Source organism: Jiangella alkaliphila (genome assembly GCF_900105925.1).
In the GTDB taxonomy this organism is placed as follows: domain Bacteria; phylum Actinomycetota; class Actinomycetes; order Jiangellales; family Jiangellaceae; genus Jiangella; species Jiangella alkaliphila.
Map to the genome: position 1 here is coordinate 3,040,486 of NZ_LT629791.1, position 17,062 is coordinate 3,057,547.

Here is a 17,062-nt window from a genome sequence, read left to right on the forward strand (position 1 = left end):
ATGATCAACAGCCCGCGGGCGGGCCGCCGCAGCCGGAGGGGGAGCCGCAGCGGGCCGCCGCGGTCGGAGGGTCGGTCAGGCCGAGGGCCCGGGGACGTCGACGAGTTGCCAGCGGCCGCCGTCGCCGCCTTGGCGCCGGCGGCGCAGCCAGCGGTCGCTGAGCACGCCGACCACGATCCCGCCGGCCACCGCCGGCAACGCCCACGTCGCCACGGCGACCGCGCCGCCGTCGTCCGGCGAAGACGCCGCACCGGCTGCACCGGACGCACCGGCCGCGTCGCCCGCACCGGCCGGGGCCGGCGGGTCGAAGTTGCCGGACATCGTCGCAGCGTCCTCCTTCCCGGCCGGCCGCAGCCCGGTCTGCCCGGTCAGCCCGAGCTCGACCAGCAGGCCGGCGAGCGCCGCCGCGTCTGCCGGCCGGTGCCACAGGCCGGCATCGTCGAGCGCGATCGGACCGGCGCCGGTCGACTGCGTGGTGTTCACCCATTCCGGCAGCCCGCCGCCGTCCAGGGTGATGCGGTCGACCCGCCAGGGCTGCACGTCGTGGATCATCCAGGTGACGACGATCTGGTCGCCGCCGATATTGGGCCGTGTCATGCCGCGGCTGGGATCGGCCGCCGGGTCGGCGTCCAGCTGGCTCATCAGCGTCGTGTACCCCTCGTTCGTCGCGTACAGCGACGCGGTCCGGCCGGTGGACGGCGACACCAGCAGCACGCTGGTGGGTCCGCCGGCCGACGCGGGCGCGGCAAGGAACAGGAGGGCGCCGAGGACGAGCACGACGGTGGCCGGGCGGGCGATGCGCATGACGGCTCCAGCTGGTCGGTGGTGTTGCCCGGTCTACACCGGCCGGGCTCAGCCGGTTCCCAGGGCCGACCCGGCGATCTCGACCGCGCGGTCGCGGTCCGCACCCTCGAGCCGGAACGTGACGCCGTCGTCGACCCACACCAGCGTCGGGCCGGCGACCCGCGCCGACTCGGTCCGCTCGCTGCCGTCGGGCGTCAGCAGGACGAGGGAGTGCGGCGTGCCGAACCACCATGCGTCGTGGCCGTCGACGGTGAGGGTGCGGGCCGTCGTGCCCAGCTGCGCCGTCTTCAGGTACACCGGCGACAGCGGGTCGGTGACCTGGTCCAGCCGGACCGTCTCGGCGCCGGCGCCCCAGGTCAGCGACAGCACGCGGCGATCGGCCGACACCTCGACGCCGTCGGGCGAGCCGAGGACGGGCGGCACGACGGGTGTGAGCCCGGTCAGCTCCGCGGCGGTGTCGAGCGAGAGTCCCGCGGTCGCCTCCGGCGGCGGCGACGCCGACGGCTGCGACGGGCCGGGGCGGACGGCGACCGCGCCGATGCCGAGCCACTCGCCGACCGCGGCCCGCACCGGCGGCGTCAAACCGAGCGCCACCAGCACCGCGACGGCGACGACGGCCAGCCGGCGGCGAACCGCGGGCCGCGGCCGCGCCCACCCCCGCGCGGGCACCGGCTCAGGACTGGTCCGCAGCCGGTCCAGCACCGCCGTCGCGACGGCGGCCGGCGCGGGCGCGTCGTCGTCGATCGCCGTGCCGAGCGAGCGGCCGAGGGCGCGCAGCTCGCGGTCGAGGGCGTCATCCATGGTCCACCTCCTGGGCCTGCGTGGGCGCCAGCTGGGTCCGCAGCCGGCGCAGCGCCCGGTGCAGCCGCGACTTCACCGTGCCGCGCGGCCAGCCGAGCACCGTCGCCGTCTCCTCTTCGTCCAGGTCGAGCAGGTACCGGCAGGCGACGACCCGCTGGTGCGGCTCGGGCAGCTCCCGCAACGCCGCCACCAGTTCCGTCCGCCGCTCATCCGCCAGCGCCGTCGTCGCCGGGTCGTCGGCGGTGGCCGCGGCCGCGGTGTCGAGGACGAACCAGCGCTCCGCCGCCGCCCGGTACCGGCGGGTCGCCCGGGTGGCGTTGTGGGTCTCGTTGAGCACGATCCGCAGCAGCCACGGCCGGAACGGCGCGCCGTCGCGGAACGTGCCGATCGTCCGGTACGCCTTGACGAACGCCAGCTGGACGACGTCGTCGGCGTCCGGCCCGGCGCCCGCCATGACGGCGAGCCGGCGCGCGTGGGCGGCGTGCCGGCGCACGAGGACGGCGTACGCGTCGGCGTCTCCGGCGCGCACGCGGGCGATGGCGGCCTGCTCGGTCTCGTCGGCGATGGGTTCTGTCCTCGTCCGTGGTGTTCTGCCGTTCATACACCGCACGGCCCGCCGCGGTTCCCGTCTGTGTTAGAACGGCGCTGTGCAGCTACTTCACAAGGGCAAGGTCCGCGATGTCTACTCCGACCGGCCGGGCGAGGTGATCCTGGTCGCCTCGGACCGCGTCTCGGTCTACGACGTCGTGCTGCCGACGCCGATCCCCGACAAGGGGAAGGTGCTGACGTCGCTCTCGCTCTGGTGGTTCGACCAGCTCGCCGACGTCGTCGCGAACCACGTCATCTCCGCCGACGACGTGCCGGACGAGTGGCGCGGCCGGGCCATCCGCTGCCGTCAGGTCGAGATCGTCCCGGTCGAGTGCGTCGCGCGCGGCTACCTCGCCGGCTCCGGCTGGACGTCGTACCAGGAGTCGGGGACGGTGTCCGGGGTGGCGCTGCCGCACGGCCTGGTCGAGGGCGACCGGCTGCCTGAGCCGATCTTCACACCGACCACGAAGACGCCGCCGGAGCTCGGCCACGACGAGCCGATGACCTACGACGAGGTCGCGGCGCTGACCGGCGATGCCCAGGCGGCCCGGCTGCGCGACACGACGCTGACGCTGTACCGGCGCGCGGCGGAGCTGATGGAACAGCGCGGCGTCCTGCTCGTCGACACCAAGGTCGAGTTCGGTCTGGCACCCGACGGCACCCTGCTGCTCGCCGACGAGGTCGTCACGCCCGACTCGTCCCGGTTCTGGCAGGCGTCGCAGTGGGCGCCCGGCCGCCGTCAGGTCTCCTACGACAAGCAGGTCGTGCGCGACTGGGCGCAAGACCTCGGCACCTGGGACAAGACCCCGCCCGGCCCGGCCATCCCCGGCGACGTCGTCGAGAAGACCCGCGCCGTGTACATCGAGATGTACGAGCGCATCACCGGCCGGTCCTGGTCGTAGCCTCGTCGGCCGCCTGCAGGATCGTCTCGGCACGCAGGTTGAGCGGCTCGTTGTCCGGCCCGCGGCCCCAGTCGACGGCGCCGGGCTGGCGGGCGCTCGTCCAGCTCGGCCCGGAGAACCGGCCGTCGGGCCGGCGCGCCCGCCGTAGGACGTCCAGGGCGTCGGCCGCCCGCGGGTCGGCGAGCAGGCCGAGCCGGTGCAGCAGCCACAGCCCCTGCCCGATGTCATAGTGCCAGTACGGCGGGTAGTGCGGCCGCAGCCAGGACGGGTGGACGACGGCGCCGTCGGAGCGCCGGCGGAACAGGCGGTGCTCGAGCAGCAGGCCGGCCGCCCGCCGCGCCGCGGCCAGCGCGTCCGGGTCGCCGGTGGCGTGGTGGTACGCGGCCAGGCCGAGCGCCGGCGTCACGGTCTCGTGGAACGACGAGCGGTGCGCGGCGGCGGCGCGGTCGCAGTTCCAGCCGCCGTCGGGCCACTGCCAGGAGCACAGGTTCGCGGCCAGAGCGCGGACGCGCGGATCGGCGGCGAGGCCGAGGCGCGAGCAGGCGTAGAGCGCGTTGCCCTCCTGCGAGGCGTGCACCGATACCGCCCGCGGACCGCGACGACGGCGTCGTCGTGCCCGGGTCCGCCGAGCCAGTCGAGCACGCGGCCAATGGCGGCCCGGAGGCGGTCGCGCGCGTTCCCCGGCGGCGTCACGCCGAGATCGGCCAGCTCGACCAGCCGCCAGTGCGCGCCGTGCCACTTCGCGTACGGGTGGGCGGCGGGGAAGTCCAGCAGCGCGCGGACCCGCGGGCTGTCCATCGGGTCGGCGTCCGGGTCGCCGGCGAGGCGCCGGACGGCGGGATCGGCCCAGGTCCGTGCGGCCATGGCGGTCTCAGCGAAGGGCCCGGTAGTACTCGCGCTGCTCCGGCTCGAGGTGCTCGACGGCGTAGCGGAGCATGACGCGCGGCATCGCCGGGGCGTGCCGGCCGAGGAAGGCGAGCAGCCGGTCGCGGTCCTTGTCGCCGGCCGCGCGCAGCCAGCCACCGGTGGCCTTGTGGACGAGATCCTCGGGATCGTCCAGCAGCAGTTCGGCGATGGCCAACGTGTCACCGACCTCGCCCTGCCTGATGAAGTACGCCGTCGCGGTGATCGCCGTCCGCCGCTCCCACCGGTCCTGCGACCGCGCCAGCTCGTACAACACGTCGCGCGGCTTGTCCGCCAGATACCCGCCGACGACGTAGGGCGCCGCGAGGTCGACCAGGTCCCAGTTGTCGATGCGGTCGTGACGGCGCAGGTAGAGCTCGTACAGCTCGCGGCGCCGGTCGGGCGGGGTGCGCTTGCGGCGGGCCTGCTTGTCCATGACGCTCAGCGCGCCGGCCCGCAGCTCGTGGACGTCGGACTCCAGCAGCCGCTCCAGCTCCGCCGGCGGCAGGTCGATGAACTCCTTGGCGAGCGCGAACACCGTCCCCATGCGCACGCCCAGGAAGACCCCGCTGGTGCCGTCGGCGAAGTAGCGCTGGATCTTGCGCAGCTCGTCGTCGGACTGGTGCTCCCGCAGCCGCCGCTCGAACTCGACAGCGTCGATGTCGGCCATGCCGCATCGTACCGATTCGCGAGCGGGCAACCGCTGTAGTCGCTTCGCCGCCCGGTCGGGCTATCTTCCGGGCTAACCCCTCCAGGCAGAGTTCAGGAGTTCTAGAACCCTGATACTCTACGGAGGCGCAGTTGTGGCTTGGGAGGTCTACCTACTCGACGACGTCGAGCAATGGATGTTCGGACTGGACGAGAGGTCGTTCGACCGCATCTCCAACGCGATCGAACAGCTGGAAGAAGCCGGCCCGGGACTTGGGCGTCCCACGGTCGACACCATCAAGGGCAGCAGGCACCCGAACCTGAAGGAGCTGCGGGCCGGAACGGTTCGCATCCTGTTCGCGTTCGACCCGGTCCGCCGGGCGGTGTTACTGGTGGCCGGCGACAAACAGGGACTGTGGTCCCGGTGGTACAAAGCGGCGGTGCCGCTGGCCGACCGCAGGTTCGACGTCTGGCTGGCGGAGCTGGCCGGGGAAGGAAATGACGATGGCCGATAAGCCGAAATGGGTGCGTTGGGAGGACGTCAAGGCCAAGCGGCCCACCACGCCGGAAAGGCAGGAGGAGGCCCGCCGGGCCAACGAGGCGGAGGTTGCGGCCTACCGGCTCGCGGAGATCCGCCGCGAGCAGCAGCGGACCCAGGCGCAGATCGCCCAGATCATGGGGGTCGGTCAGCGGCGGGTGTCCGACATCGAGTCCGCCGAACTGCTCCGCACCGAGGTGTCGACCATCGACTCCTACGTCGCGGCGCTGGGCGGACGGCTGCGGCTGGTCGCGGAGTTCGGCGACCAGGTCATCCCGCTGCGCTGACGCGCGTCGTTCAGTCCAGCACGGCGGGGTTGACCAGGCCGGGCGGGCGGTCGCCGGCCAGGAAGGCGGCCGCGGCGGCGGCGCCCAGGTCGGCGGCGCGGTGCGCGGTCTGCCGGGTCGCGCCGGCGAGGTGCGGCGTCATGACGACCCGGTCCGAGCCCAGCAGCGGCCAGTCGGCCGGTGGCGGCTCGGCCGGGAAGACGTCGAAGCCGGCGCCGGCGAGGTGGCCGCTGGCCAGCGCCGCCGCCAGGGCGTCGTAGTCGACGAGGCCGCCGCGGGCGGAGTTGACCAGGTAGCCGCCCGGCCGCATCGCCGCCAGCGCGGCCGCGTCGATCATCCCGGCGGTGTCCGGCGTGAGCCGCGCGTGCAGGCTGACGACGTCGCTGCGGGCCAGCAGCTCGTCCAGCTCGACCAGCGCGACCCCGTCAGGCAACGACCCGTCCGCCACGAACGGGTCGGCCACCAGCACCTGAGCGTCGAACGCAAGCAGCATCCGGGCCACCCGCCGGCCGATCGCGCCGTACCCGACCAGCCCCACCGTCGACCCGCCCAGCTCCAGCCCGCACTCGTCGTACGCGTAGAGGTCGCTGCGCCACTCGCCGGCCGCGACGGTGCCGTGGATCCGCGGGATCGCCCGCACCGTGCTCAGGATCAGCGTCAACGCGTGCTCGGCCGCCGCGACGGCGTTGCGGCCAGGGGTGTTGCACACCAGCACCCCGCGCTCGGTGCACGCGTCGACGTTGACGTTCACCGGCCCGCCGCGCGTGCAGACGACCAGCCTCAGCGACGGCGCGGCGGCCAGCACACGCTCGGTGACCGGCGCCATCTGCGTGACGATCACCTCGGCGTCGCCGACCAGCGCGACCAGCTCGTCCTCGACGTCGGAGGCTTCGTCGACCTCCGCGACCGGGCCGAACGGGACGAGCGGCCAGGCCAGCTCGAGCGTCCGGACGTCGAGGGCCGACCCGGCAGGAACGGCGGCGCGCAGCCGGTCGGCCAGCAGGTCATTGCGGACGAAGTGGTCCCCGGCCAGCAGGATCCGGCTCATGCGTCCCCTTCCGAGGCGGTTGCCCAGGTCTCGCGCGCCGCCGTGACCCGGGAGAGGTAGGCGGCGAACCCGTCGTCGTAGTGCGCCCGGTGGGCGGCCGACGGCTCGACGGTGTGTGCGGGGACCGGCCAGCCGGGCGTCTCGCCGCGGGCCTCCAGCGCCGACAGCACCGCACCGTACGCACCGGCCTGCGGCACGTCGACGACGTCCAGCGGCCGGCCGAGCACGTCGGCGAAGAGCTGCGTCCACGCCGCGCTCTGGGCGCCGCCGCCGCAGACGGCGAGTCGCCCGGTCAGCCCGGCCGCGTCAAAGCAGTGCCGTGCCGCGTACGCCAGCCCCTCGCACAGCGCGCGGACCAGGTCGGACCGCGACGTCGCCAGGTGCAGCCCGTCGAACCGGCCGCGCGCGGACGCCTCGACGAACGGCGCCCGCTCGCCCGACGCCGACCAGTACGGCAGCACCGTCACGCCACGAGCGCCCGGCGGCGACTGCGCCAGCAGGTCCGCCAGCGCCGACACCGGCGCCCCGACCAGGCGCAGCAGCCAGTCCAGCGACGCCGTGCCGACCATCGCCGGCATCGCCCGGATCCACCGTTCCGGCTGCCACGTCGCCAGCAGCAGCCCGGCGCGGTGCGGGATCGGCCCCGGATCGGCCGTGACGACCTGACAGGCCAGCGTCGTCCCGATGATCAGCAGGCCGTCGCCGGGCTCGACGATGCCGGCGCCGCGGGCGGATGCCAGCAGGTCGTACGGCCCCGCGGTCACCGTCGTCCCGGCCGGCAGCCCGAGCGCGCCCGCCGCCGACGCCGTCAGCCCGGCCGCCGGACCGCCCGGCCCGACGACGGGCGGCAGCAGCTCGCGCCGGTGCGACAGCCCGGTCAGCCGCAGGATCTCGTCGGACCAGTCGCGCGTCCGCGGGTCGAGGAACGGGTACGACGCGTCGGACACGTCGACGGCGCGGACGCCGGTGAGCTGCTGGAACACCGTGCCGACGCAATGCGTGGCGGTCGCGGCGCGGTCCAGCACCTCGGGCTCGTCGCGGTCCAGCGCGGCCAGGATCGCGGCCGACGCGCCGGGGAAGATCATGCCGCCGTTCTGGGCGAGGACGGCGTCCGCGGTGCCGTCGCGGTCCCACCGGCGCACGACGTCGGCGGCGCGGCCGTCCAGCCAGGACGCCGCGGGCCGCACCGGAACGCCGTCGGCGTCGGACAACCAGCAGCCGTCGCCCTGGCCGGTCAGCGCGACCAGCGCCGGCGGGCCGGGCAGCTCGGCGGCGACGGCCCGGACCACGCTGGTCACGGACGCGACGACGGCGCCGGCGTCCTGCTCGACCCGGCCGTCGTCGCCGTGCGCCAGCTCCGTCGGGACGGAGTGCACGCACAGCTCGGCGCCGTCGTCGCCGTACCCGACGGCCTTGGTCAGCGTGGTGCCGATGTCGACGCCGATGTACATGCCGCCTCCTCGCGGTCAGGGGGTGTCGAGCGGTGCGACGTGGACGTTCACCCGGCGCTCGCGCAGCGCCCGGACCACGTCCGGCGGCGTGCCGCCGTCGACCACCACGTCGTCGAAGTCGGTGAGCGGCGCCAGCTGGTGCAGCGCCGTGCCGCCGAGCTTGCTGTGGTCCATGAGCAGTACCCGGCGGTTGGCAGAACGCATCATCGCCCGCTTGACCAGCACGATCTCCTGCTCCTGGTGATAGGTCAGCCCGTCGGACGCCGCCGACGTCGACGTCAGCAGCAGGTCGGCGCGCAGCGACTCGACCGCCTCGATGCACGGCACGCCCAGGAACGAGTCGTGCGCCGGGTGGTACTCGCCGCCCAGCGCGATCAGCCGGACCCGCTCGACCCGGCTCGTCGCGTTGATGACCGGCAGGAAGTTGGTGATGACGGTGAGCGGCGCGGCGTCGGTGAGCAGCTCCGCGACCCCGAGCGTCGTCGTCGAGTCGTCCAGCATGACCGCCATGCCGGGCTCGACGAGCGTGCGCGCGAACCGGGCGATGGCGGCCTTCTCGACGCGGGCGGTGCGCAGCCGGTAGGCGACGTTGCTCTCGAAGACGCTTGACGGCTGCGCGCTGACGCCGCCGTGGAACTTGCGGACGACGCCCTGGCGCTCGAGCTCGTCGAGGTCGCGATGGACGGTCATGAGGCTGACGCCGAACGTCTCGGCCAGCTGGCTCGCGGTGACCGAGCCCTCGCGGAGCACGTGGTCGGCGATGCGATCCTGCCGCGCGCCGCGGGTCGTCCGGGTGCTCATCGCGGCGCCTGGTTGTAGTGGACGAGCATGGCTGCACCCTCGGCGGCGGGGAAGGCCAGGCGGGTCGTGGCGGTCGGGTCGGGGCCGCGCAGCACGGTGCGGTACGAGCGCAGCGGGATGCCGACGAGCCGGCACACGGCCAGCCGCATCAGCGTGTTGTGGCACACCACGAGCACGTGCTGGTCCGGGTGCCGGGCGGCGATCTCGCGCAACGCCTGCTCGGCCCGGTCGGCGGCGGCCTCGGGGTGCTCGCCGCCGGGCAGGTGGTGCGCGACGGGGTCGCGCTCGAACGCCGCGGCGATGTCCGGGTCGGTGGCGCGCAGCTCGGCGAGGGTGCGGCCCTCGGCGTCGCCGAAGTCGAGCTCGCGCAGGCGCGGGTCCACGCGGACGTCCAGCCCCGTGACCTCCGCGACGGCGGCCGCGGTCTGCCGCGCGCGGAGCAGGTCGGACGCGTACAGGGCGTCCGGCGGGTCGTCCTTCACGTGGGCGGCGAGCGCGCCGGCCTGAGCCCGGCCGACGTCGTCGATGCCGATGTCGCTGGAGCCGGTGTAGCGGTTGCCCTCGTGCCAGGGCGTCCGGCCGTGCCGGGCCAGCGTGATGATGGTCGTCATGAGGCGTTCCGGCTGCTCAGCGCGTTGGCGGGGTCGAGGTACCCGCGCCGGGTCAGTTCGGCGACCAGCCGGTCGTAGCCGGCGCTGAGCCGTTCGTGCGCGTCGGCGCGCGGCTCGACGACCGCGCTGCGGCCGACCATCGCGGCGGCGCGCTGCGTGACGGTGGCCGCCGCGCCGGCGCGGTGGCCGGCGGAGGCGAGGACGGCCATGCCGAACGCCGGCTCGGGGGTGCTGGGGAGGACCAGCGGCCGGCCGAGCACGTCGGCGCGCAGCTGGTTCCAGTACGCGCTGCGGGTGGCGCCGCCGGTGATGCTGACCTCGCCGCCGACGTCCGCGCCGAGCTCGGCGAGCCGCTCGAAGCACAGCCGCTCGACGTAGGCCACGCCCTGGACGACGGCGGCGTACCGCTCCGCCCGCGACGACGTCGTGCCGAGCTCGAACCGGGTCGCGTCGGGCCGGACGAACGGGAACCGCTCGCCGCGCGCCGTCAGGGGGTAGACGACGGCACCGGCCGGCTCGAACCGCCGGCCGGCCTCGGCGGCGAGCGCGTCGAGGTCGTCGTCGGCGAACTCACCGGCGACGGCGCCCGCCCCGACGTTGGACGCGCCGCCGGGCAGCCAGCCGCCGTCGGGGTGGCGGTGGCTGTAGACGGCGCCGGCCGGATCGTCGATCAGCGTCGACGAGACGCCCTTGAGCACCAGAGTCGTGCCGAGGACGGAGTTCCACGAGCCGGGCGTCAGCGCGCCGGCCGCGATCTGCGCCGCGCACCCGTCCGTCATCCCCGCGACGACGGGGGTGCCGGCGGCGATGCCGGTGTGCTCGGCGGCCGACGGCGTGACGGCGCCCAGCGTGGCGCCCGGCGCGACGACGGCCGGGAGGGTCGCCGGGTCCACGTCGGCGGCCTCGAGGAGGCGCTCGTCCCAGCGGCGTGCGACCACGTCGTAGCCGGACTTCAGCGCGTGGCTGCTGTCGGTGTCGACGCGGTGCCCGACCAGCGCGGCGGCGATGACGTCGGCGCTGTGGGCCACGTACCGGCCGGTCAGGCCGGTGGTCGTGTGGTGCCGGAACAGCCAGTCGATCTTCGGCAGCGCCCACGACAGCTGCACCGCCGTCTCGCCGAGGCGGTCGTGCAGCCGGGCCAGCTCGTCGACCGCGCGGGCGTCGTCGTACATGAGGGCGGGGGTCAGCGGGGCACCTCGCTCGTCGCCGAGGAGGACGGTGCCGGACGTGCTGCAGACGGCGACCGCGCCGAGGGGGAGCGTCCGCTGCGACGGCGCGAGCGCGCCGAACGCCTGCCGCGACGCCTGGCCGACGGCCTCCCACCACTGGTGCGGATCCTGCTCGTGCCGCCGTCCGGCGTCGCTGCGCCGGTGGCTGGTGAGCGGGGCGGACCCGAGCGCCAGCACCCGGCCGCCGTCGTCGGCGAGCAGGACGCGCACGCTCTGGGTCCCGAGGTCGATGCCCACCCGGATGACGTCCGCCGGCCTCGGCTCCATCTGCTCCCCGTCGCCTCGATGTCCGCGTGCGTCAGCCCTGCACGTTTTCGCAGAGATAACACAACAGAACGTTAAACATAACCCATCGCGCGATGGAACGACGCGGGTGCGTGCGCCAACGTCCGGCCTCTGCGCCAGACTGTGCGCATGACGCCGTCCGCCCGTCCCGCCGACCCGCCGTCGCGGCGCACGCTCGCCCGCGAGGCCCGGCAGCAGGCCATCGTCGCGCATGTGGTCGCCCACGGGGTCGCCTCGGTCGCCGAGCTGACCGAGCTGACCGGCGCCAGCGTGATGACGGTCCACCGCGACCTCGACGAGCTGGCCCGCCGCGGCGTCGTCCGGAAGTTCCACGGCGGCGTCTCCGCGCAGCCGTCGACGGTGTTCGAGAGCAGCTCCGAGTACCGCATCCGCGTGCAGGTCAAGGAGAAGGAAGCGCTGGCAGCGGCCGCGCTGGCGATGATCGAGCCGGGCATGTCGATCATGCTCGACACCTCCACGACCAACCTCTTCCTGGCCCGTCGGCTCGGCGACCTGCGGCTCGGCCCGCTGACGGTCGTGACCAACTACCTGCCGATCATGCAGCTGCTGCGGACGATGCCCGACATCCACCTGATCGGCGTCGGCGGCGACTACAACGCCACCCACGACGCGTTCCTCGGCATGAGCGCGATCGAGGCGATCGGCGCGCTCACCACCGACATCGTCTTCCTCAGCACGTCGGCCATGACCATGTCGACGACGTATCACCAGGAACCCGAGATCGTCACCGTGAAACGCGCGATGATGGCGGCCGGCCGGCGCCGGGTCCTGTTGATGGATCCCACGAAGCTGAACCGCACCGCGTTGCACCGCCTGGCGCCGACGAAGGACTTCACCGCGCTGGTGGTGAACGCCGGGGCGGGCGACCGCACCATGGCTGAGCTGCGTGAACACGCGAACGTCGTAGCCGCGGACTGAGTCCGTCGCGGGCCCGTCGCGGACCCGTCGCCGGGTGGCCGCTTGCCGTTCATCTCTTCGTGGAAGTTAAGTCTATCGTTCTTCGTGTTAAGTCTGTTACGGTCACTCGCACACCACCGCACACCGCACCACTCTGGCCGATTGCGACCGTCATGTCGGGAGGGCGTTCGTGAGCACCGCCACCACCGCCACCACCGGCGACACGGGCAAAGGCGCCGTCACCGGCGCCGGCCCCGGCGGCACCGCGCCGACGGCCCGCCGACGGCGACGCGGCCGGCACCACTGGCGCCGTCGCCGCAAGGAGTACCTGCTCTTCCTGCTGATGATCTCGCCGAACCTGCTGATCATCGGCACGTTCGACTACTGGCCGGTCCTCTACAACGCGTGGCTGAGCCTGACCCGCTGGAACATGATCTCCGGCGTCCCGCGGTACGTGGGACTGGAGAACTACCAGAACCTGCTCACCAGTGAGAGCTTCCACGGGATCCTGCTGACCACGCTCACGTTCAGCGCGGCGATCGTGGTGGGCAGCGTGGTGCTGGGCCTCGCGCTGGCGCTGCTGTTCGACCAGAAGCTGCGCGGCCGGGGGTTCGTCCGGACCGCGGCGTTCGCCCCGCACATCGTCAGCGGCGCCGCCATCGCGACGTTGTGGCTGTTCATCTTCGACCCGGCGTACGGGCTGACGCGGGTGCTGCTCGACCCGCTCGGGATCGAGTCGCCACGCTGGGTGAACGACGCCGACTGGGCGCTGGTCGCCCTGGTCATCGCGTACCTGTGGAAGGGCATCGGGTTCGTCGCGGTCGTGTACCTCGCCGGGCTGCAGAACCTGCCCGAGGAGCTCTACGAGGCGGCCCGGCTCGACGGCGCCGGCACGTGGACGACGTTCCGGCGCATCACGCTGCCGCTGTTGTCGCCGGTGACGTTCTTCGTGCTGGTCACGTCGATCATCGGCACCTTCCAGGCGTACGACATGATCGCCGTCCTCACCGGGGGCGGGCCGGGCGACGCCACGACGACGTTGTCCTGGTACGTCTACCAGCAGGGCTTCCGCGCCTCCGACGCCGGCACCGCCGCCGCGGCCGCCATGGTGCTGTTCGTCATCCTCCTCGTCGTCACGGGCCTGCAGACCAGGTTCGTCCAGCGCAAGGTGCACTACACATGAGCGCCGCACGGTTGCGACGGGTGCTGCTGTACGCGGGCCTGGTGGCCGTCGGGCTGCTGTTCATCGGCCCGCTGTACTGGCTGTTCTCGTCGGCTCTCAAGGAGTCGGGCGACATCTACCGGTTCCCGCCGAGTTGGCTGCCCGGCTGGCACTTCGAGAACTTCGCCGACGCCTGGCGGGCCGCGCCGTTCGGCGACTTCTTCGTCAACTCGCTGATCGTCACCGCGGGCGGCGCCGCGATCAAGCTGGTCAACGCCACGCTGACGGCGTACGCGTTCGTGTTCCTGCGATTCCCCTACAAGAACGTGATCTTCCTGGTGATGCTCGGCGCCCTGATGGTGCCGAACAACGTCACGCTGATCGTCAACTACATCACCGTGTCGAACCTCGGCTGGGTGAACACCTACCTGGGGCTGATCATCCCCAGCGCCGGGTCGGTGTTCGGCATGTTCCTGCTGCGCCAGTACATGCTCACGCTGCCCGGCGACGTCGTCGAGGCGGCGCGGGTCGACGGCGCCGGACACCTGCGCATCATGTGGCAGGTCGTGCTGCCGATGTGCAAGCCGATGCTGGTCACCGTCGGGATCATCGCCGTCGTCGACATGTGGAACGACTTCATCTGGCCGCTCATCGTCACCAACACCGTCGAGATGCGGACGCTGCCCATCGGATTGCTGTACCTGCGCTCCACCGAGGGCTACTCGAACTGGGGCGCGATCATGGCCGGCACGGTGATGGTCGCGCTCCCGATGCTCATCCTCTTCCTCCTCGCCCAGCGGCAGATCACCCGCGGGCTGACCGGCGGGGCCGTCAAGGGCTGACGCCGTACCGCGAGCACGAAAGGACGCACCAGACATGCGACACCGCAGCGTAATGCGCCCCTCCCGGCCGAGCCGGCGCGACTTCCTCGCCATGGCGGCGGCCGCCGGCGTCGCCGTCCCGCTGATCGGCTGTGCGGGCGGCGTCACCGACGACGGCGGCAGCGACGACGGCACCCCCGCCCCGGGCGGCAACCTCGACCAGGTCGACGTCAGCCCGCCGTCGCAGTACGCCGGTCGCGTCAACGTCGCCATGTGGAGCGCGATGGGCGGCGTCAACGGCGAGGCGCTGGCCGCGCTGGTGGAGAAGTTCAACCAGTCGCAGGAGGACGTCTACGCCGAGGTGCAGTTCCAGGGCGCCTACGCCGAGTCCGCGCCCAAGCTGACCGCCGCTCTGCGGGCCGGCGCCGTCCCCGACGTCATGATGCTGGCCGACACGTTCTGGGGCCGGTTCCTCATCAACGACGCCCTCGAGCCGCTGAACGGCTACTTCGACGACGACTTCGGCCGCGATGACTACGTCGAGGCGCTCTACGACGAGGGGCTGGTCGGCGACGAGCTGTACTGGCTCTCCTTCGGCCGCAGCACGCCGCTGTTCTACTACAACAAGAACGTGTTCCAGCAGGCCGGCCTGCCCGACCGCGGTCCGGACACGTGGTCGGAGCTGCGCGAGTGGTCGTCGGCGATCTCGCAGCTCACCGTCAACGGCCAGCCGCTCAAGGCGCACGCGTTCACCGGCGACGACGACTGGCAGTTCATGGCGGCGGTCTGGCAGTTCGGCGGCCGGCTGTCCGACGGACTGGACGTCACCATCGACTCCGGCGGCGCCGTCGACGCGGCCCGGTGGCACCAGCAGTACATCTTCGAGGACGGCTACGGCTACCTCGCGCAGGCGTCCGGCACCGACTTCGGCACGGGTGTCGTCGCCACCACGATCACGTCGACCGGCGGGCTGCGCGGCATCTACGAGGCGGCCGCGACCGCCGGGTTCGAGGTCGGCACCGCGTTCCTGCCGAAGGAGGTCGCCAGCGGCGTCCCGACCGGCGGCATGGGGTTCTCGCTGCTCAGGGGTGCCGCGCAGGAGCGCAAGGACGCCGCGTTCCAGCTGCTGAAGTTCCTCGGGCAGCCGGAGAACGCGGCCGAGTGGACGCTCGCCACCGGCTACCTGCCGATCGTCAAGGCGTCGATGGACGTCCCCGAGCTGGCGCAGACCCTGTCCAGCGACCCGAACTTCAGCGTCGCCGTCGAGCAGCTGCCCGAGGCGCAGGGCAGCGACGCGATCCGGTCCTTCCTGCCCAACGGCACCGACCTCATCATCAGCGGCCTGCAGCGCATCTACAGCGACGGCAGCGAGGACCCGCAGGACGTCTTCGACGAGGTCGCCGAGCAGCTGCGGCAGGGCGTCGAGGACATCCGGCCCGCCTACGAGGAGTACTTCGGCTGATGACGATGAGCCTGTGCGCGCACCGCGGCTCGCCCTCGGTGCTGCCGGAGAACACGGTCGGGTCGTTCCAGCGGGCCGTCGACGAGGGCGCCGACGAGATCGAGCTGGACCTGCGGCTGTCCGCCGACGGCCGGCTGGTGGTCATCCACGACGCCACCGTCGACCGGACCACGGACGGGACCGGCGCCGTCGCCGAGCTGACGTTCGAGCAGCTCCGGGCGCTGGACGCCGGCGGCGGCGCGCCGATCCCGTCGTTCGAGGAGGTCCTCGACGGCGTCGGCGCGCGGCTGCAGGTCGAGATCAAGGCGCCGGAGGCGGCCGGGCCGCTGGCCGCGCTGCTGCGCGACCGTCCGGACGACCTCGCCCGCATCTCGCCGTGCTGCTTCGACGCTGACGTCGTCGCCGAGCTGGTCCGGTTGTTCCCGGACGCGCCGGTCGGGCTGATCGGGTCCGGCGGCTCCGCCGAGGCGCTGGACCGGGCTGTCGAGCTGGGGGCGTCGCGGGTGCTGTTCGGCTGGGCCGGCACCGACCGCGCGCTGGTCGAGCAGGCCCAGGCCCGCGGCCTGGAGTTCAGCATCTGGCTGGTCAACACGCCCGAGCAGCTCCGCGACGCGCGGGCGCTCGGCGTCGACGGATTCACCACCGACCACACGGCCGCCATCGCGGCCGAGCTGGCCCGGACCGAGGAGGCGGCATCGTGACGGCACTCTCGCGGCGGGCGTTCGTCCGGCTCGGCGGTGCGGCGGCCGGTGCCGGCGCACTGGCGTTGACGGGATCGACGGCGGTAGCGGCGGGCGGCGGAGCGGGCGCGGCGCCCGCGCGGACCCCGTCGTTCGACCTGACCGCGCCGGCCGAGCCGTTCCTCGTCAACGTGGGCCTGCACGACCAGCGGACCATCATGCAGTCGTTCGCCGTCGACAGCACCGGCGGGCACGTCTACGTCGTCCAGATCACCCAGGGCGGCACCGTCCTCCCCGGCGACGCGCCCGGCGACGAGGAGTACGCGCGCCGGGCCGCCCGCGGCGACCTCACGCTGTCGAAGCTGGACCTGGCCGGGAACCTGCTCGGGCACATGTACCTCAAGCGGTTCGGCCACGGCGTCGCGATCGGTGTGGAGAGGTCCGGCCGCCACGTCCACCTGTGGACAGAGGTCGACGCCGTCACCGAGGGCGCCAGCGGGTGGGGGACGCGGCTGCTGCGGTTCCCGTTCGCCGATGGCGCGGTGATCGACGCCGACACGACGCCGGGCCTGCAACGACGCGAGCTGCTCCCCGGCGTCGACCGCACCACCTGCAACATCGACCCCGTCCACCGCACGCTGGTCATGCGCTACCGCCGCGACGGCGCGTTCCGGTTCGCCCTCTTCGACCTCGACGACGTCCGCCGCGAGCGGCTCGCGTATCGGCCGATCGCCGACGTCGCCCAGCCGGACGTGCTCAGCGGCGGGCCGGTGTTCCAGGGCTACGCGACATACGGGCGCGACCTCTACCTCTTCGACGGGCAGATCTACAGCGCGACCAACCCGCCGGAGGGCCGCGGCAACGCGCACCTGACCCGGGTCGACTGGCGGACCGGCGCCGTCGCCGAGCGGGTGCGCACGACCGACGGACACGAGCTGCACCGCCGCGAGCCGGAGGGCCTCGGCGTCTGGCTGGCGTCGCCAGGCCGGCGGCCCACGGCGCGGCTCGGCTTCGCGTTCGGCACCAGCGTCAGCGCCGACCCCGACGACGACCGGCTCTGCACGATCCTGACGAAGTCGCTGGCCTAGCCCGGCGAAGGCCATGATCATGGCGCTGTTGTCGT

General features: G+C 73.4%; 19 protein-coding genes. 9 read left to right on the top strand and 10 right to left on the bottom strand.

What is annotated here, in order from left to right; genetic code table 11:
- Positions 1-75: 75 nt before the first annotated feature.
- From BLV05_RS14070 to BLV05_RS14080, 3 genes are read right to left on the bottom strand one after another with little or no spacing between them, the layout of a single operon-like run.
- Positions 76-804, bottom strand: coding sequence for a hypothetical protein (locus tag BLV05_RS14070; protein WP_052762229.1), 729 nt, complete (start codon positions 802-804; stop codon positions 76-78).
- A 48-nt stretch (positions 805-852) separates the two neighbouring features.
- Entirely contained in the window at positions 853-1,605 is a 753-nt protein-coding gene (locus BLV05_RS14075; RefSeq protein WP_052762228.1) for a hypothetical protein, read from the bottom strand.
- Positions 1,598-2,206, bottom strand: coding sequence for an RNA polymerase sigma factor (locus BLV05_RS14080; protein WP_082155023.1), 609 nt, complete (start codon positions 2,204-2,206; stop codon positions 1,598-1,600). Before BLV05_RS14080 ends, BLV05_RS14075 begins: the two co-directional genes overlap by 8 nt.
- Before the next feature lie 46 nt (positions 2,207-2,252).
- Between BLV05_RS14080 and BLV05_RS14085 the strand changes: the two genes are divergently transcribed.
- Positions 2,253-3,095, top strand: coding sequence for a phosphoribosylaminoimidazolesuccinocarboxamide synthase (locus BLV05_RS14085; RefSeq protein WP_046767413.1), 843 nt, complete (start codon positions 2,253-2,255; stop codon positions 3,093-3,095).
- Here the strand turns inward: BLV05_RS14085 and BLV05_RS14090 are convergent.
- Together BLV05_RS14090 and BLV05_RS14095 are read right to left on the bottom strand one after the other, a co-directional pair.
- Positions 3,073-3,672 (bottom strand): hypothetical protein, encoded by a 600-nt coding sequence (locus tag BLV05_RS14090; RefSeq protein WP_052762227.1) that lies wholly within the window; start codon positions 3,670-3,672, stop codon positions 3,073-3,075. The genes BLV05_RS14085 and BLV05_RS14090 overlap by 23 nt on opposite strands.
- 294 nt (positions 3,673-3,966) lie before the next feature.
- The gene (locus BLV05_RS14095; RefSeq protein ID WP_046767412.1) at positions 3,967-4,668 is read right to left on the bottom strand and encodes a DNA alkylation repair protein; all 702 of its coding nucleotides are present in this window, start codon (positions 4,666-4,668) and stop codon (positions 3,967-3,969) included.
- A 175-nt stretch (positions 4,669-4,843) separates the two neighbouring features.
- Between BLV05_RS14095 and BLV05_RS14100 the strand changes: the two genes are divergently transcribed.
- Positions 4,844-5,161: a type II toxin-antitoxin system RelE/ParE family toxin gene (locus tag BLV05_RS14100; protein WP_046767411.1), complete on the top strand. Its 318-nt coding sequence runs from the start codon at positions 4,844-4,846 to the stop codon at positions 5,159-5,161.
- The gene (locus BLV05_RS14105) at positions 5,151-5,471 is read left to right on the top strand and encodes a helix-turn-helix domain-containing protein (protein ID WP_046767410.1); all 321 of its coding nucleotides are present in this window, start codon (positions 5,151-5,153) and stop codon (positions 5,469-5,471) included. The genes BLV05_RS14100 and BLV05_RS14105 overlap by 11 nt, the downstream gene beginning before the upstream one ends.
- 10 nt (positions 5,472-5,481) lie before the next feature.
- Here BLV05_RS14105 and BLV05_RS14110 read toward each other — a convergent pair whose 3' ends face one another.
- Genes BLV05_RS14110 through BLV05_RS14130 form a run of 5 tightly spaced genes read right to left on the bottom strand, consistent with a single transcriptional unit; the run spans position 5,482 to position 10,878 of the window.
- On the bottom strand, positions 5,482-6,519 hold the full coding sequence (locus BLV05_RS14110; RefSeq protein ID WP_046767409.1) for a 2-hydroxyacid dehydrogenase: 1,038 nt from the start codon (positions 6,517-6,519) through the stop codon (positions 5,482-5,484).
- Positions 6,516-7,970, bottom strand: coding sequence for an FGGY-family carbohydrate kinase (locus BLV05_RS14115; protein ID WP_046767408.1), 1,455 nt, complete (start codon positions 7,968-7,970; stop codon positions 6,516-6,518). Before BLV05_RS14115 ends, BLV05_RS14110 begins: the two co-directional genes overlap by 4 nt.
- A gap of 15 nt (positions 7,971-7,985) precedes the next feature.
- On the bottom strand, positions 7,986-8,771 hold the full coding sequence (locus BLV05_RS14120) for a DeoR/GlpR family DNA-binding transcription regulator (protein WP_046767407.1): 786 nt from the start codon (positions 8,769-8,771) through the stop codon (positions 7,986-7,988).
- Positions 8,768-9,382: a histidine phosphatase family protein gene (locus BLV05_RS14125; protein WP_046767406.1), complete on the bottom strand. Its 615-nt coding sequence runs from the start codon at positions 9,380-9,382 to the stop codon at positions 8,768-8,770. The genes BLV05_RS14120 and BLV05_RS14125 overlap by 4 nt, the downstream gene beginning before the upstream one ends.
- Positions 9,379-10,878 carry an FGGY-family carbohydrate kinase gene (locus BLV05_RS14130; RefSeq protein WP_046767405.1) on the bottom strand — a complete coding sequence of 500 codons (1,500 nt, stop codon included), beginning with the start codon at positions 10,876-10,878 and terminating at the stop codon, positions 9,379-9,381. The genes BLV05_RS14125 and BLV05_RS14130 overlap by 4 nt, the downstream gene beginning before the upstream one ends.
- Before the next feature lie 147 nt (positions 10,879-11,025).
- Here BLV05_RS14130 and BLV05_RS14135 point away from each other — a divergent pair, with 147 nt between their 5' ends.
- The 6 genes from BLV05_RS14135 to BLV05_RS14160 all read left to right on the top strand — a co-directional run bounded on the left by BLV05_RS14135 (position 11,026) and on the right by BLV05_RS14160 (position 17,027).
- The gene (locus tag BLV05_RS14135; protein ID WP_046767404.1) at positions 11,026-11,835 is read left to right on the top strand and encodes a DeoR/GlpR family DNA-binding transcription regulator; all 810 of its coding nucleotides are present in this window, start codon (positions 11,026-11,028) and stop codon (positions 11,833-11,835) included.
- A gap of 169 nt (positions 11,836-12,004) precedes the next feature.
- Entirely contained in the window at positions 12,005-12,997 is a 993-nt protein-coding gene (locus BLV05_RS14140) for a carbohydrate ABC transporter permease (RefSeq protein WP_197683649.1), read from the top strand.
- Positions 12,994-13,818 (top strand): carbohydrate ABC transporter permease, encoded by an 825-nt coding sequence (locus BLV05_RS14145; protein ID WP_046767403.1) that lies wholly within the window; start codon positions 12,994-12,996, stop codon positions 13,816-13,818. The genes BLV05_RS14140 and BLV05_RS14145 overlap by 4 nt, the downstream gene beginning before the upstream one ends.
- Positions 13,819-13,870: 52 nt before the next feature.
- Positions 13,871-15,259 carry an ABC transporter substrate-binding protein gene (locus BLV05_RS14150; RefSeq protein ID WP_052762226.1) on the top strand — a complete coding sequence of 463 codons (1,389 nt, stop codon included), beginning with the start codon at positions 13,871-13,873 and terminating at the stop codon, positions 15,257-15,259.
- Positions 15,259-15,960, top strand: coding sequence for a glycerophosphodiester phosphodiesterase (locus BLV05_RS14155; RefSeq protein ID WP_046767401.1), 702 nt, complete (start codon positions 15,259-15,261; stop codon positions 15,958-15,960). Before BLV05_RS14150 ends, BLV05_RS14155 begins: the two co-directional genes overlap by 1 nt.
- On the top strand, positions 15,957-17,027 hold the full coding sequence (locus BLV05_RS14160) for a phage baseplate protein (RefSeq protein ID WP_052762225.1): 1,071 nt from the start codon (positions 15,957-15,959) through the stop codon (positions 17,025-17,027). The genes BLV05_RS14155 and BLV05_RS14160 overlap by 4 nt, the downstream gene beginning before the upstream one ends.
- Positions 17,028-17,062: the final 35 nt, after the last annotated feature.